The following is a 13,830-nucleotide window of genomic DNA, read 5'->3' on the forward strand; positions in this document are numbered from 1 at the left end:
TTCCCCGACCCCGATCTTGTGACCGTTCGGTCATATTCGGTGAGTACGGCTACTCATGACCCCGCCGTCACCACCGCCGACGATGGACCGCAACACCACCGCACCACCGAACGGGGCCGTCCTTGCTCAGCCGAATCGCCTCCGCCCTGGTCCCCGCCTTCGGGCGGCTGACCGTCACCGCCGACCCCGGTGCCCGACCCGCCGCCGGTTCCATCCTCGTGGCCAACCACACCTCGCTCGCCGACCCCGCCGTCGTGGTCGCGGCACTGCGCCGGCACGGGATCGAGCCGGTCATCCTGGCCACCGCCGGACTGTGGCGCGTACCGCTGCTCGGTCCGGCACTGCGCCGTGAGGGGCACATCGCCGTCCACCGCGGCACCGCTCGGGCCGCGGACTCCCTGGACGCCGCCGCGGTGGCCCTCGCCTCGGGCCGCAGTGTGCTGCTCTACGGCGAAGGCGGCCTGCCCGCGCGCCGCGACGCGGGGGAGTCCGCCCCGGGCCCCTTCCGCAGCGGCCTGGCCCGCCTCGCCGCCGCGACCGGGGCACCCGTCGTGCCCGTCGGCCAGGCCGGCTCCCGCCGCCTGTGCTCCGGCAGCCGCACCAAGCAGCTCGCGGGGGTGTTCACGGCGCCGCTGCGCAGGCCCTGCCTCCACGTACACATCGGGTCGCCGCTGCAGCTCCCCACCCCGGTGCCGCAGGCGACGGACCGGGCCCGCGAGGCCGTCACCGCGGCCTGGCGTACCGCCGCGTCCGCCGTCGGGGAGACCTGCGCGGCCGCGTGACGGCGGCTCAGCGGGTGCTGTGCCCGAGCAGGACATGGGCCGCGGCCTCCCGGTCGGCGTCGGTGTCGATGAAGGAGACGACCACCGGGCTGCTGCCCGTCGGGCCGCCGGCCGTAGCGCGCAGCCGGTAGCGCTCGGTACGGACCGCCCCGGGGGCGAGCGGCCCGCCGCCCGTGAACAGCGACAGCGGCTTGGCGTCGTTCGCGACGCGCAGCTCGCCCGGCCGCCAGGTGCCGGAGGCCTGGTCGAACCGCTCCAGCAGGAACCCGGGCCCGCTGCCCGGCTCGTCTCCCGGTTCGCCGACGAGGATCTCCATCTGGAGGGCGACGAGCAGATGCCGGTAGTCGGCGGAGTTCCCGTTCCGCAGGGTGACGGTGAACTCCTGCGCGGCACCGCCCCGCACGAGGGCGAGCCGACCGCCGCGGGTGTCCACCCCGACGGTCAACCGGGTCGGAGCCGGAGGGTGCGTCGTAGGCGCCCGGGTCGTGGGCGCGGCCGACGCCGTCGCGGCACCGGGCGTGGAAGCGGCCGCCGAGGGAGCCGCCCCGGAAGCCGTAGCCGCGGTGGTGGCCGCCGCGGCCGTGGCCGACACCGGAGGGGAAGCGGAGGACGGAGCCGCAGGAACCACGCCGTCCGCCGTCCCGCATCCGGAGGAGCCGGCGAGCAGGACGGCGGCCACGGCAGCGGCGCACAGGCCGCTGCGGGGAACGCTGCGGGGCGCTCGGGCTACGGGCACGGGATCGGTTCCCCCAAGGTCGACGACGCCAGGAACCTAACAAGCGGGTGACCGGCCGACGAGCCCGATCGGGCCTCGGGGCGGCGACGGTTCGGTCACGGAAGACCGGACGGCCCCCTCAGCGGAGCGGCTTGTCGAAGCTGAAGGCGGTCACGGCCATCCTCTCGCGGAAGTAGAAGCGGTGCGCTTCGGTCCGCTGGGTGCCGGAGTCCAGGGTGAGGGCCGTGCACCCGGCGGCGAGGGCGTGCTGCTCCAGGTGGGCGAGCAGCGTGCGGCCCACCCCGGTGGAACGTGCGCCGGCGGAGGTGACGAGATCATCGACGTAGAGCTTGCGGACCACTGACGTGGTGGCGACGACCCGCCAGCCCGCCGCGCCCACGCAGGCCCCGTCCGCGTCGTAGGCCGCGGTGAAGCGCAGCCCCTGGCCCTGCCCCTCCGCGAGGATCGAGAGGAAGAGCTCCTCGGTGAGATGGGGGCGCAGTTCCAGCAGGACGGGAAGCAGGTCGGTGGTGAGCCGGGCGTCGCCGGGCTCCAGGTCGATGATCTTCATGGCGGCAGGGTACGGGCTGACTCCGGCGCGGCGTTCTCGCGCGGCTGCGGCCACGTGTCGAAATGGGAGGGACGGCTCCGACGTCCCATGCGAGAGGTTCCCCACCCAGGAGCCCGCGACCGGAGCAGAAGGAGTGGCACCCCATGAAGTACATGCTGATGGTCCTCGGGAGTCAGGCGGACTACGACGCCATGGGCGGCCGGGCGAGCGCCGGAAACCCCGCATGGTCGCAAGCGGAGCTGAAGGCGATGTTCGACCACATGGCCGCGCTGAACGACGACCTCGCCGAATCCGGCGAATGGGTCGACGGACAGGGGCTCGCCGAACCCCGCCTTGCCCGGCTGGTGACCGCGGCCGCCGACGGCACACCGGTGGTCTCCGACGGGCCGTACGGCGAGGCCAAGGAGGTGCTCGCCGGCTACTGGATCGTCGACGTCCCCGACTTCGCCCGGGCCGCCGAGATCGCCGCCCGCGCCCACGCCTGCCCGGTGCCCGAAGGGGCACCGAACTACCCGGTCGTCGTCCGGCCCGTCGACTCCGCCTCGGGCGCCGAAATGTGATGGCGCGCCGGGCAGAGCGCACCCCTGACGACGCTTCCCGTCCCCGAACCGGCGAGTGAGGACCTGCTGCGCCGACTGACGCCGCAACTGGTCCCCGGGCCCGCGCTACGCCTTGGCCACGCCGTAGCGGTGGCCATGGTGCACGGGCCGCGCCGGGCGCTGCACCTGGTCGCCGCCCTGGACGGCGGCGAGCACCTCGCCGGCAACCACCGTCTGGACGCCGTACGGGCCCACCTGCTGGAGACGGCGGGCGACCGGGCGGCGGCCCGAGCCGCCTACGCGAAGGCCGCCGGCCTGACCCTCAGCGTTCCGGAACGCCGCTACCTGCAGTCCCGGGCGGCCCGGATCGCCGCAGGAGTCCACCACGGCGGAACGCGCCGTCCGCATGCCGGACACCGGCCCCGGTTGTCGGACCCCCGCCCTACTCTTGATCACGTGAGCCCGACGCCTGACGACCACCCGGCCCCCGAACGCCCCCTCGCCGAGATCAACGCCGACATCCGCTGCCTCTTCGCGCGTGCCGAAGGCCGCCTCTCCGACGTGGAGCGGATCCGCCACGCCGCACTGCTCCAGGAATGGGCCGCGGCGATGCGCGCCTCGGTGGTCCCGGCGGCGTAGCCGAGCAGACGGCGGCGGCCCCAAGGATCGCCGTGGACGTCGGCCCCTGCCTCGGTGACAGCTGCAAGACAGGACAGCTGTCATCCTGATGCCGTGACGAGAACACCGGATCCGCGCCCCGACGAAGCCACCCTTGAGCTGCGGTCCGCGTTCCCGGCCGAGCGGCGCGAGCCGGCCCTGGGATATCCACCGGCCGACAGCGCGGACAGGTCTGGCTGGTCGCGGACGTCGGCGCCACCCCCGCCCCCGACGGAGAACCCGCCGGGTTCGCAGAGTGGGTGAGGCGCGGGCGGAGCGGCGATGACGTCTGGGGCCGGGAACCGTCCGCGAAGTAGCGCCGGACCCCGCCGGGCAAACAGGATTGCACGGGCCGAGTGCGGGCGCGGCCTATCGGCTCAGGACGCGCCAGAGCCAGCGGATGCGGGCATCCCGGGCGTCCCGGGTCAGGGGCCGGGCCGGTTCGGGCGAAATCCATGCCGCCCAGTCAACCACCCACCCCACCCCGGCCCGTCAGTCGACTTCGAGCCGCGGGACGTGGCCCGCGGCCTTCAGCATCATGGCCTCCAGATCGTCGCGGTCCAGACCGATCGTCTCCGCGTAGTCCTCCAGGGCCGTATCCAGCAACCACCACGGCTCGCGGGCGTCTTCCCACGCGTCCCGCCACGTCACGTGCTGTTCCTCGGTCCACTGAGCCGACTCGCCGAGCTCGTTCTGAAGGCGCGTCAACTCGGCGTGCGCTGCGTCGGACGCTTCCTTCAGCTCCACCAGTTCGTCGAGTACGTCAGACAGTTCGATTTTCACCCCGGGATCCTGAGCGTTGTGGCGGTCACCCTCCGTCAGCGGTGGTGGGGCCCGGCAGCCCGGCGGCTGCGTCCGCCCGCGCCTGCGCCGCCGCGTCGGCGCGCAGGCGGCGTTTGTCCGGTTTGCCGCGAGGGGTCAGGGGGATGTCCGGGACCCAGAACACCGCAGTGGGGCGGTGTGCGCGGGCCAGCTCACGCTCCACCGCGTCGCAGGCCTCGCCGGCCGTGCCCGGCCCCGGTGCGCACCCTGCCGTCGGGACGAGGAAGGCGCACACCTCCTCCCCGGTGAGGTCGCTGTGCCGGCCCACCACCACGGCCTGCGCGACGGCGGGGTGCCGGGTGAGCGCCGCCTCGACCGGCAGGCAGTACACGTTGTCCCCGTCGACCATCACCACGTCCGCGGCCCGGTCGTCGAGGTACAGGTAGCCGTCCCCGTCGAAGTGCCCGAGGTCCCCGGTGCGCAGCCAGCTGTCCCGCAGCACCTCGGCCGTCAGCTCGGGCCGGCCCCAGTAGCCGGACATCACGGCCTGCGACCGGGTCCACACCTCACCCGTGCGCCCGGCCGCCACCGCCCGGCCCCGCCCGTCGCGGACCTCGGCCTCCACCCCGTCGACGGGCCTGCCGACCGATGCCAGCAGCTCCGGCCGTCCACGCACCGCCGCGTCGTGGTCGGCCGGGGCCAGCCGGCAGATCACCCCCGCCTCGTTCGTGCCGTAGCCCTGCCGCCACCGCCCGCCCCAGCGCGTCACCGCCTCCCGCAGCCGCTGCGGATGGACCGGCGAGTCCCCGTACGAGATCACCTCCAACCCCGGCACCCCGCGCGCTGTCACCGGGTCGTCCAGCAGCCGGTACACCATCGACGTCGTCAGGTACGTGGACACCGGCCCCAGGCGCAGGCAGGCCGCGGCGAACTCCCGCGTCCCGAACGGCTCAAGGATCTCCACCCGCCCGCCGGCCCGGAACTGCTCAAGGCACCGGCCCCCGGACCGCTGCGCGAGCGAGGTGACCGACAGGTAGTCCGTCTTCGCCCAGCCCACCGGCCGTACGGAGTTCCGCGCGGCCATCGCGCCGAAGGTCGAGGCCACCCCCTTGGGCCGCCCCGTCGTCCCGCCGGTGTACGTCACCCGCGCCACGTCGTCGTCCCGCGCCCCCACGGACACCGGGCCGGCGGCCGCGCGCCCGCCGGCTTCCCGGACCGCATCGTCCAAGTCCAGCCGGCGTGCCCCCGTGGCGGGCACCGGCACGTCGTGCACCACCAGGTCCGGCCGGCAGTCCCGCAGGATGAAGTCCAGCCCGTGCAGGGCCGGTCCGGCGAGGACCTGCGTCAGCCGCGCGCCCAGCAGGTGCGCGGCGATCCGCACCAGCAGCACCTCCGGTCGGTTCGTGCCCGCCACACAGGCCAGCCCCGAGCCGCGCCCGATCCCCGCATCGGCCAGGACCCCGGCGAGCCGCCAGGACGCGTCGAGCACTTCCTGGAACTCCAGCACGACCGGCCCGGCCCCCAGGCCGTGTCCGCGAGGCCGTGCCTGCCCGGCGGTCTCCGGCGCTCCTGCGCGGACACTCCCCAGCGCGGGCCGCCCCGCGTGGCGCTCGAACGCCCCGACCAGTTCCGTGACATACCGCGCGGCCACCATCCGCGATCCGCCTCTCCACGTACCGTCGGAGATCGTACGGGCCCGCCCACTACACCGGCGCCCACCACACCGGCGGCCCCCTCCACGGAAGGCCGGCCCAGCGGCATCATGGGCGGCATGACGACCGAATCCCGTGCTCGTTCCTTCAGCTCCGCGGCCGCGCGCTACGCCGCGAACCGCCCCTCGTATCCGCCCGAGCTCTTCGACGTGCTGGAGCAACTGGCCGGGTTTCCCCTGGCCGGCGCCCGCGTCGCCGACGTGGGTGCGGGTACGGGAATCGCCACCTCCCTGCTGGAGGCCCGCGGCGCCCGCGTCGTCGGGGTGGAGCCGGGCGAGGGCATGGCCGCCGAGTTCCGGCGCCGCAACCCCCGCACACCGCTGGTCCGCGCGGACGGCAACAGGCTCCCGCTGTCCCGCGGATGCCTGGATCTGCTGACGTACGCGCAGTCCTGGCACTGGACCGATCCGGACCGCGCGGTCCCCGAGGCGCAGCGGGTGCTGCGGCCCGGCGGGGCACTCGCGATCTGGCACAACGACCCGGACGTCACGGTCGGATGGATCGCGGAACAGCAGGCACGCATCGAGGCCCGGTTCGGCCCCGGCTGGTACATCAACGAACGCGCCCGTCCACAGGACGGGCTGCGGTTCACCGCCCGTCACCTGTCATGGTCGCGCCGGGTCCCGGTCGACACGCACCTGGCCAAACTGTCCACCCATTCCCTCTTCCTCATCGGCGAGCCCGGCACGGACGCCTTCCTGTCCGAGGAGCGTGCCCTCCTGCTGGGCCGCTTCCCCGACGGCTGGGTGGAGGAGCACTACGTGGTCGAGCTGAACGTGGCCGTCCGGGGCGGGTGAGCCCAAGGGCGGGTGGAGGAGGGTGACGAGGCCGATAGGGCCGATCGGGTGAAGCACCAAAACCCCCGGTCACGCCATCCGTTGATCAAGGCGCTCACCCCCATGCACTCGTGTGACATAAGGACCCCTGATGCTCAAGAAGATTATGGCCACCGCCGCCGCCACCGCATCCATCGTCGGCGCGGGCGCCGCCGTGGCCGCCCCGGCCATGGCCATCGGCAACGACAACGGGATCAACACCGTCAACGGCAACGGTGCCCAGCAGATCTACGGCAACCAGAAGACCCACGGCGACCTGAGCCCGCAGCTCGGCCTGGTCCAGGGCACCCTGAACAAGCCCTGCATCGGACTGCCGGCGAAGGTCAACGCCCAGTCGATCCTGGCCCTGGTCAACGTCGGCGTCCAGGACATCAACGTCCTGTCCAACCCGCAGAACCAGCAGTGCACCGAGAACTCCACCCAGGCCAAGGGCGACGAGCCGCTCTCCCACATCCTGGACAACATCCCGGTCCTGTCGGGCAACCTCTCGGCCGGCAGCTGACGCAGTCCCCTTGTGCGAGCCGGGGCCTCCGACGCCCGCGCGAGTGCCCACGGGGCCCCGGCTTGTTCCACCCGGATCCACCGATCCGACGTTCGAAACGGCGCGCGCCGGCCCATCGGTCGGCGACGTGGGCACCGAACCTCACACCACAGAGCCTCTCGCCCGACCGGGTCGGAGGCTCTGTCGGGTTCCGCGACCCGCGTCAGGAACACCGCCGCGGTGCCCCGTACCTGGGCCGTGTGCGCGCTCCGGCCGCTGACTGCGGTGCTCCTCGCGGTGATCGTGATGCGGCGCCGCGACGTGTGAGACCGGCTGCGCGGTGCCCTGTCCGGTAGCTTCGGTTCCATGACCACTGAGCCGCAGAGCTTTGAGATCCTGGTGGTGCCCGGCCACATCGAGAACCTCCGTGGCGCCTCCCCGGCGGACCGCGCACTGAGGTCGGCCGTGGTCGAGGCGACCGGCGAGCAGGGGGCCTCCGGGTACCCGCGCTACCGGGGGCAGGGCGTGGAGGCCGACATCGACCCCGACACCCGCACCATCGAGGCCCTGCTCGTCGACGGCGCGGAGCTGGACTACGGTCTGATCGCCATGATCGCCCCCGAGGAGAGGGGCCGGGGAGGCCACCGGAAGTAGGCCACCGGAAGCAGGCGCCCGGCCCGGCCCCCGTCGGAGGGGGACGGGCCGGACGCGCGTGGCACGTCGGCGACCTCGATGTCCGGCGGGTCGCTGCCCGGCTGGGTCCCGCCGACGTTCAGCGTGTAGCCGACGGTGTGGGACAGCGCCGCGCCCTGGCCCTTGACGACGACCGTGGACGTGCAGGGGCGGCATTGGCGGTGGCGGTCAGGGTCACCGACTGGGCGGTGCCGGTGGTGCCGGTGGTGCCAATGGTGCCGATCGTGGTGGTGACCGTACCGCCCTGCTGGCTCGCCGAGGGACAGTCGGCCGGGGCGTCCTCAGGCCCGCCGGTGGGCGGTCAGCAGCAGGTACTCCCACTCCATGACGCCGTCCGTGGTGTGCTCGGCGGCCAGGGCGTCCAGAGCCGCGTCCAGGGCCGCCACCTTCTCCGGATCGTCGCCCACGGCGCGGTACACGGCGATGGTCGGCCCGTAGCACGCCTTGAAGAACTCCCGGAAGTCCGGCGGGTTCTTGAAGAGGGTCACAGGGACCGTCCGGCGGCGGGCGACGACATCGGTGACCGCGTCGCCGAGCAGCTCGTGGACGTACTCCTCGTCGCCCCACAGCGGCGGCGGCTGCACACCGGGCGGGGGCGGCGGGGCGTACGGCTTCATCGCGGCGAACAGGCGGCCGACGAACCCCTCGGGAGTCCAGTTGATCAGCCCGACCGTTCCGCCGGCCCGGCAGACGCGGAGCATCTCGTCGGCGGCGGTGCGGTGGTGCGGGGCGAACATGATGCCGACGCAGGACATGACGACGTCGAACTCGCCGTCCGCGAAGGGCAGCGCCTCGGCGTCCGCCACCTGCCACTCCAGCTTCGCGCCCTGTACGGCGGCCAGGTGCCGCCCGACCTCCAGCAGCTCGGGAGTCAGGTCGGTCGCCACCACGTCGGCCCCCGCCAGCGCCGCGGGGATGGCGGCGTTGCCGGAGCCCGCCGCGATGTCGAGGACCCGGTCGCCGGTCTGGACCCCGCACTCCTTCACCAGCAGGGGCCCCAGCCGGGGGATGACGTGGGAGGCCACCGACGGGTAGTCACCCAGCGCCCACATCGCCCGGTGCCTGGCCTTCAGGGTGCGATCGGCCTGCTGCGCCTCGCTCGCATCGGTCATGACAGCGTCCTCCAGCGCTCGAAGCGGTCCTTGCCCGAGCCTAGGGACCTTCGGGCGGACCGGCCCGTCGGCGGAGCCACCCGGGTGGCGGGCCCGCGGCGACCGGCCGGTCACGGCCGTCGACCGCGGCCGTCAGTCACGGACCGCGAAGCCCCCGAAGTCGCGGGCGAAGGCTTCGCGGAAGCCGGGGCGTTCGAGGGCGTCCTCGAACGCCCGGGCGGCCCGTGCGAGCGCGGTCGCGTTCTCCTGGGCGGCGGTGAGTTCGGCGAGGTACGCGCGCAGGCTCAGTCCGCGGTCGGCGGCGAGCACGGCGAGCCGGTCGCGCACGTCGGTGTCGACCTCGACGGTGGTGGTGTCGGCCATCCTCCGAGTATGCGCGCCCGGCGCCCGCCCGGGGGCCCGTTCGCCCCCGCCGGACCTCCGCTATCCGGCCCAGCGGCCGGTGAGGAAGGTGACGGCCACCGTGGCGCACAGCGGCCCCGCGACGTACAGGTAGGCGCTGCGTACCCAGCGGCGGCGCATGCTCCAGCCCGCCAGGGCGACCCACAGGGGCCACCACAGCAGGGTGGAACGCGGCACGGAGGTGTACCAGTAGGACGTGCCCAGGGCCCACAGAGTGAGGGCGATGTAGAGCGCTTCCGGCCAGCGTCGGCCCCGTACCAGCACGGCCAGGAGGACGACGCCGGTCACCATGGCCAGGAGCTCGGCCTGCGACATCAGGGCGTAGCCCGTGGGCTGGGTGTGCTCGAAAGCCGCCGTCCAGGTGTGGGACCAGGCCTCCCACGGCAGGTGGAAGTCCCGGTACCAGCCCCGCTCCTGGGAGTGCTTCCAGGCCATCCAGTCCCCGGTCCACGTGTGCAGGTACCAGCTGTGCAGCACCGGCGCCAGGGCCGGCAGGAGCAGCCAGGGGGCGGACCGCCAGGCGGCGCGGGTCCGGGCGGTCAGGAGGAAGTGGAGGGCGAGCGCGGCCGCGAGGAAGAGCCCGGTGACGCGCACCGAGCAGGCCAGGCAGGCCAGGACCGAGGCGGCGGCCCAGCTACGGCGCTGCGCCGCCAGCCAGGCGGGCAGGGCCAGCGCCAGGAAGAGCGACTCGGTGTAGCCGGCGGCGAGGAACACCGCGCAGGGCGAGACCAGCAGGAAGGCCACCGCCCGCCGGCCGGCCTCCTGGTCGCCCAGCAGGCCGCGGGCGATGCGGGCGATGGCCAGGACGGCGACGCCTCCCGCGACGAAGGAGATCAGTGCTCCGGACGCGGCCCAGGAGGGGACGACCGTGTGCACGGCGCGCAGGGCGAGGGGGAAGCCGGGCAGGAAGGCCTCCCTGTTGTCCCAGCCGACCGTCCAGGGTCCGGCCCCGTCGGGGAAGTAGCCGTCCTTGGCTATGTGGAAGTAGAACGACCAGTCCCATCGCTGCCAGGGCGCGAGCAGCGACATGGGCCGGCGGCTCTCACCGTCGGAGGGGAACAGCCGGCCGACGGCGCACGCGGTGGCCCAGATGCCGACCCGGGTCACCAGGTAGAGCCACAGCACCTCCCGGTCGGCCCGGCCGAGCCACCGCGGGGCGGCGAGCGCGCGGCGGGGACGAGGGGCCGCGGGACGGCCTGCCGGGGTGGCCCGCGAGCGGGGGGTCTCGGACGGCCGAGGCGGGGCTGATACGGGCATAAGGGATCTCCTGGGCCGTCTGAGGGCGTGCGGAACCGCCGGCCGGGCATTGCGGGCCGGTGTCCGAGCGGGCGGCGGTGGTCTGTGGTGAGGCTGTGGTCCGGGCGAGGCGAGGCGGGGCGGGGCGGGGCGAGGCGGGGCGGGGCGGGGCGGCTACGGCCGCCGGGACGCCGCTACGGAGGCGGCGCCGTCGTGGCGATGGGGGCGCCGGGGTACGTCGACCCCTGGGGCGGGCGGGCGCTCATCGTCCAGGTGGGGTCGGGGTCACCCGTGCCCGCGGTCGCGGTCGCGGAGGGCGGCGGGTCCAGCGCAGTCGTGGTGCTCTGCGCGGAGGGGGGAGGGGACGGCGGGACGGAAGCCGGCAGGTCCGACGGGGCGACCGGAGAGGGGGTGGTCGCCGGGAGCGTCGGCCGCCCGGAGTCCTGCGGGAGGAACGCGGCCAGCACCGCCCCGGTTCCGCCGAGGAACAGGCAGCAGGCGGCGGCGATGCCGAGGATCCGGCGCCGCCGGACCTGTTCGCCGCGATGTTCGATGGCGGAGACGGGCGGCAGCGAGGTCGCGGACTGCCCGGCGGACGCCGCGGCGCGGAAGGCCGACCGCAGGGGGTCGTGGGAGTCAGGCATCGGGAGCCTCCTCGGTGCGCGGATCCTGCAGATGACGTGAGAGGGCGGCGCGGCCGCGGGAGAGGTGTGTCTTGACCGTGCTCGCGGACAGCGAGGTCTCGGCGGCGATCTGTTCGACGGTCAGGTCGCACAGGTAGTGCAGCGCCATCGTCCGGCGCTGCTTCAGGGGGAGCTGTCGCAGAGCCTCGACGAGGGCCACGGCCTCTGGCCCGGGCCCCTCCACGTGCGGCGCGGGAGCGGTGCGCCGCCAGGCCTCCGCACTGCGTCGGCGTACCCGCCAGCGGCTGACCGCGAGCCGCCACGCGACGGTGCGGATCCACGCTTCCGGGCGGCCGTCGCGGTCCAGCTGGCGTCGGCGACCCCACCCGCGGACGAAGGCCTCCTGCACCACGTCCTGTGCCTCGTGATGATCACCGAGCATCACGTACAGCTGTCCTGTGAGCCTTCCCGCCGCTTGTGCGTAGAACGCTTCGAACTCCTCGACGGTCAAGAATCACTCCCGAATCCATGTCTCCCTCTCACCGGGCATACGCCCGGCGCACCGCATCCGGTCGACAACGGATGACAGGAAATTCTGTGACCGCGGTCACATGGTGTGCGGCCGGCCCGTCGTCGCCTCGGCCGCTTCGGGGACGGCGGCGCCACGAGTGGCGGTCAGGGCGAGCCGGGCGGGGCGAGCCGGGCGGGGCGGGCGATGCGGGGCAGGGCGGGCGGTGCGGATCCGGCCCCGCGGGGAGGTGGGGGCCGCCGTGGCCGCCCGAAACGGCGGAAGGGCCCGGATCCACAAGGATCCGGGCCCTTCCGAGCAGTAGCGGGGACAGGATTTGAACCTGCGACCTCTGGGTTATGAGCCCAGCGAGCTACCGAGCTGCTCCACCCCGCGTCGGTGAACCTCACCTTACGGCATCCGGGGGACGCCTTTCGACGGACTTGCCGGGCAGCGCCGCCCGGCAAGTCCGTACAGGGGCGAAATCCCGCCGCGCAGGCGTGATCATTCCCCCTGGTGACAGTGCGTGCAGGCGTGTACCTTCTCCGGTAGCTGTCGTGGTTCCAAGTGCCTTGCCCGCGCCTTCTGGTGTGGGCAGTTTTGCTGTGTTGTGCCGTAGGACCAGGGCGATCACCTCCGTCCTCCACACCGTGTGGAGGACGTACGTCAACGGGAAGGCATGAACATGGCTACGGGAACCGTGAAGTGGTTCAACTCCGAGAAGGGCTTCGGCTTCATCGCCCAGGACGGCGGCGGCCCGGACGTCTTCGCCCACTACTCGGCGATCAACGCCACGGGCTACCGTGAGCTCCAGGAGGGTCAGGCCGTGACCTTCGACATCACGCAGGGCCAGAAGGGCCCGCAGGCGGAGAACATCACCCCCGCCTGATCCCCGGCCGGCCCAGGCTGCGGCCCGGGCCCCGGAGAACCGTTTCCTCTCCCGGTGCGAAACCGGGGGAGTGGACGATCAGGGCCGTGCGGCACCGCCGTGCGGCCCTGATCCGTGCACGGGCCGCGAGGCCGGCCCGCGCGCGCTCCGCATCCGGACGGCCGCCCTGACGGCGGCGATGCCACCGTCGCGATCCCCGATGCCGCCGGCACCCCCCCGAGGGCGGACGAGAGTGGACCCCCGGCCCGCGACGATCCCCAGCGTCAGCGGCCGGAGCGGGAACCTCCGCAGGGCGCCTTGCGGTCAGCCCGCCCGGCACGGCACCCGCGCCGAACAGTGCCCAGTACAGCCCGAGAAGACCCGCCCCGGCACGCAGGTCGTCGGCGCTTCGACAGGTGCGGGCTGCTCGCCGAGGACGGACCGGGGGCCGCGCAGCCCCGGGGATGAGGCATGATCGGGGGATGTCTGATCGCATCATTGCCGCCTGTGACGGAGCGGCGAAGGGTAATCCCGGGCCCGCCGGCTGGGGATGGGTCATCGCCGACGCCGAAGGGCGCCCGGAGCGCTGGGAGGCCGGTCCGCTGGGGCGGGCCACCAACAACATCGGAGAGCTCACCGCCCTCCAGCGGCTGCTGGAGGCGCTGGCGCCCGGTACGTCCGCCGAGGTGCGGATGGACTCGCAGTACGCGATGAAGGCCGTCACCCAGTGGCTGCCCGGCTGGAAGCGCAACGGATGGAAGACCTCCTCCGGTCAGCCCGTCGCCAACCGCGAACTCGTCGAGGAGATCGACCGGCTGCTCGCCGACCGGGACGTGACGTTCCGGTACGTTCCCGCGCACCGCGAGGACGGCGACCACCTGAACGCGATCGCCGACCAGGCCGCCAGCGACGCCGCCCAGCGGCAGGAGGCCGCAGGCACGGCCCTCGGCGACGCGGCCATGCCCGTACCGGCGCCCGCCGCGCCCGCGCGGAGCAAGTCCGCCACGGCGAAGAAGCGATCGGCGTCCGCCGGTTCCGCGACGGGCCGCGGCAGCCGGGCCATCAAGGCGAAGTTCCCCGGAAGCTGCCCCTGCGGGAAGCCGTACGCCGTCGGCGACATGATCGCCAAGAACGGCAGCCGCTGGGGCCACGAGAGCTGCGCGACCGCCGCGGCCGGCGAAGCAACCTCCTAGGGTCTGTATCGAGTTGCCCCGCGGCGTCGCGACGCCCGGCACGTGCCCTCGGCGCACGAGCCAAAGGCCCTAGTAGCTCCGCTACGAGGACATTCGTCCCGCACGCCGAGGGCACGCACCGAACGCCGCTCCTTGCTCCA

General features: G+C 73.8%; 17 protein-coding genes and 1 tRNA gene. 8 read left to right on the top strand and 10 right to left on the bottom strand.

Going from position 1 to position 13,830, the window contains the following annotated elements; all coding sequences use genetic code 11:
• Positions 1-122 precede the first annotated feature (122 nt).
• Positions 123-782, top strand: coding sequence for a lysophospholipid acyltransferase family protein (locus ACFWFZ_RS29125; protein WP_387125990.1), 660 nt, complete (start codon positions 123-125; stop codon positions 780-782).
• A gap of 7 nt (positions 783-789) precedes the next feature.
• Here ACFWFZ_RS29125 and ACFWFZ_RS29130 read toward each other — a convergent pair whose 3' ends face one another.
• Together ACFWFZ_RS29130 and ACFWFZ_RS29135 are read right to left on the bottom strand one after the other, a co-directional pair.
• On the bottom strand, positions 790-1,518 hold the full coding sequence (locus tag ACFWFZ_RS29130) for a hypothetical protein (RefSeq protein ID WP_387125992.1): 729 nt from the start codon (positions 1,516-1,518) through the stop codon (positions 790-792).
• Between the two features lie 118 nt (positions 1,519-1,636).
• Entirely contained in the window at positions 1,637-2,068 is a 432-nt protein-coding gene (locus ACFWFZ_RS29135) for a GNAT family N-acetyltransferase (RefSeq protein ID WP_387125994.1), read from the bottom strand.
• A 143-nt stretch (positions 2,069-2,211) separates the two neighbouring features.
• On the opposite strand from ACFWFZ_RS29135, the gene ACFWFZ_RS29140 reads away from it, so the two are divergent.
• Both ACFWFZ_RS29140 and ACFWFZ_RS29145 read left to right on the top strand, forming a co-directional pair.
• Positions 2,212-2,628 carry a YciI family protein gene (locus ACFWFZ_RS29140; RefSeq protein ID WP_387125996.1) on the top strand — a complete coding sequence of 139 codons (417 nt, stop codon included), beginning with the start codon at positions 2,212-2,214 and terminating at the stop codon, positions 2,626-2,628.
• A gap of 129 nt (positions 2,629-2,757) precedes the next feature.
• A complete protein-coding gene (locus tag ACFWFZ_RS29145; protein WP_387125998.1) occupies positions 2,758-3,246 on the top strand; it encodes a hypothetical protein in 489 nt (162 codons plus the stop codon).
• A gap of 510 nt (positions 3,247-3,756) precedes the next feature.
• On the opposite strand, the gene ACFWFZ_RS29150 is transcribed toward ACFWFZ_RS29145, so the two are convergent.
• On the bottom strand, positions 3,757-4,047 hold the full coding sequence (locus ACFWFZ_RS29150) for a hypothetical protein (RefSeq protein WP_387126000.1): 291 nt from the start codon (positions 4,045-4,047) through the stop codon (positions 3,757-3,759).
• A 25-nt stretch (positions 4,048-4,072) separates the two neighbouring features.
• The gene (locus ACFWFZ_RS29155; protein ID WP_387126002.1) at positions 4,073-5,680 is read right to left on the bottom strand and encodes an AMP-binding protein; all 1,608 of its coding nucleotides are present in this window, start codon (positions 5,678-5,680) and stop codon (positions 4,073-4,075) included.
• A 117-nt stretch (positions 5,681-5,797) separates the two neighbouring features.
• Between ACFWFZ_RS29155 and ACFWFZ_RS29160 the strand changes: the two genes are divergently transcribed.
• The 3 genes from ACFWFZ_RS29160 (at position 5,798) to ACFWFZ_RS29170 (ending at position 7,709) form a co-directional block, all read left to right on the top strand.
• Positions 5,798-6,535, top strand: coding sequence for a class I SAM-dependent methyltransferase (locus ACFWFZ_RS29160; protein WP_387126004.1), 738 nt, complete (start codon positions 5,798-5,800; stop codon positions 6,533-6,535).
• A gap of 130 nt (positions 6,536-6,665) precedes the next feature.
• Positions 6,666-7,076, top strand: coding sequence for a rodlin (locus ACFWFZ_RS29165; protein WP_387126005.1), 411 nt, complete (start codon positions 6,666-6,668; stop codon positions 7,074-7,076).
• Positions 7,077-7,421: 345 nt separating this feature from the next.
• Complete coding sequence (locus ACFWFZ_RS29170; protein ID WP_387126007.1) at positions 7,422-7,709, top strand: hypothetical protein; 288 nt, start codon at positions 7,422-7,424, stop codon at positions 7,707-7,709.
• A gap of 320 nt (positions 7,710-8,029) precedes the next feature.
• Here the strand turns inward: ACFWFZ_RS29170 and ACFWFZ_RS29175 are convergent, their stop codons facing one another.
• The 6 genes from ACFWFZ_RS29175 to ACFWFZ_RS29200 all read right to left on the bottom strand — a co-directional run bounded on the left by ACFWFZ_RS29175 (position 8,030) and on the right by ACFWFZ_RS29200 (position 12,025).
• Complete coding sequence (locus tag ACFWFZ_RS29175) at positions 8,030-8,860, bottom strand: class I SAM-dependent methyltransferase (protein WP_387126010.1); 831 nt, start codon at positions 8,858-8,860, stop codon at positions 8,030-8,032.
• 132 nt (positions 8,861-8,992) lie between these two features.
• Positions 8,993-9,223, bottom strand: coding sequence for an antitoxin MazE7 (locus tag ACFWFZ_RS29180; protein WP_387126012.1), 231 nt, complete (start codon positions 9,221-9,223; stop codon positions 8,993-8,995).
• 60 nt (positions 9,224-9,283) lie between these two features.
• Positions 9,284-10,519 carry a glycosyltransferase family 39 protein gene (locus tag ACFWFZ_RS29185; RefSeq protein ID WP_387126014.1) on the bottom strand — a complete coding sequence of 412 codons (1,236 nt, stop codon included), beginning with the start codon at positions 10,517-10,519 and terminating at the stop codon, positions 9,284-9,286.
• A 173-nt stretch (positions 10,520-10,692) separates the two neighbouring features.
• Positions 10,693-11,142: a hypothetical protein gene (locus tag ACFWFZ_RS29190; protein ID WP_387126016.1), complete on the bottom strand. Its 450-nt coding sequence runs from the start codon at positions 11,140-11,142 to the stop codon at positions 10,693-10,695.
• Positions 11,135-11,632, bottom strand: a complete 498-nt coding sequence (locus ACFWFZ_RS29195; protein ID WP_387126018.1) for a SigE family RNA polymerase sigma factor — start codon at positions 11,630-11,632, stop codon at positions 11,135-11,137. Before ACFWFZ_RS29195 ends, ACFWFZ_RS29190 begins: the two co-directional genes overlap by 8 nt.
• 319 nt (positions 11,633-11,951) lie before the next feature.
• Positions 11,952-12,025 (bottom strand) — tRNA-Met (locus ACFWFZ_RS29200).
• A gap of 289 nt (positions 12,026-12,314) precedes the next feature.
• Between ACFWFZ_RS29200 and ACFWFZ_RS29205 the strand changes: the two genes are divergently transcribed.
• Both ACFWFZ_RS29205 and ACFWFZ_RS29210 read left to right on the top strand, forming a co-directional pair.
• Positions 12,315-12,518 (top strand): cold-shock protein, encoded by a 204-nt coding sequence (locus ACFWFZ_RS29205; protein ID WP_030036890.1) that lies wholly within the window; start codon positions 12,315-12,317, stop codon positions 12,516-12,518.
• A gap of 461 nt (positions 12,519-12,979) precedes the next feature.
• Positions 12,980-13,690, top strand: coding sequence for a ribonuclease H (locus ACFWFZ_RS29210; protein ID WP_387126020.1), 711 nt, complete (start codon positions 12,980-12,982; stop codon positions 13,688-13,690).
• The last annotated feature ends 140 nt before the right edge of the window (positions 13,691-13,830 follow it).

The sequence above is a fragment of the Streptomyces sp. NPDC060232 genome, assembly GCF_042726555.1.
In the GTDB taxonomy this organism is placed as follows: domain Bacteria; phylum Actinomycetota; class Actinomycetes; order Streptomycetales; family Streptomycetaceae; genus Streptomyces.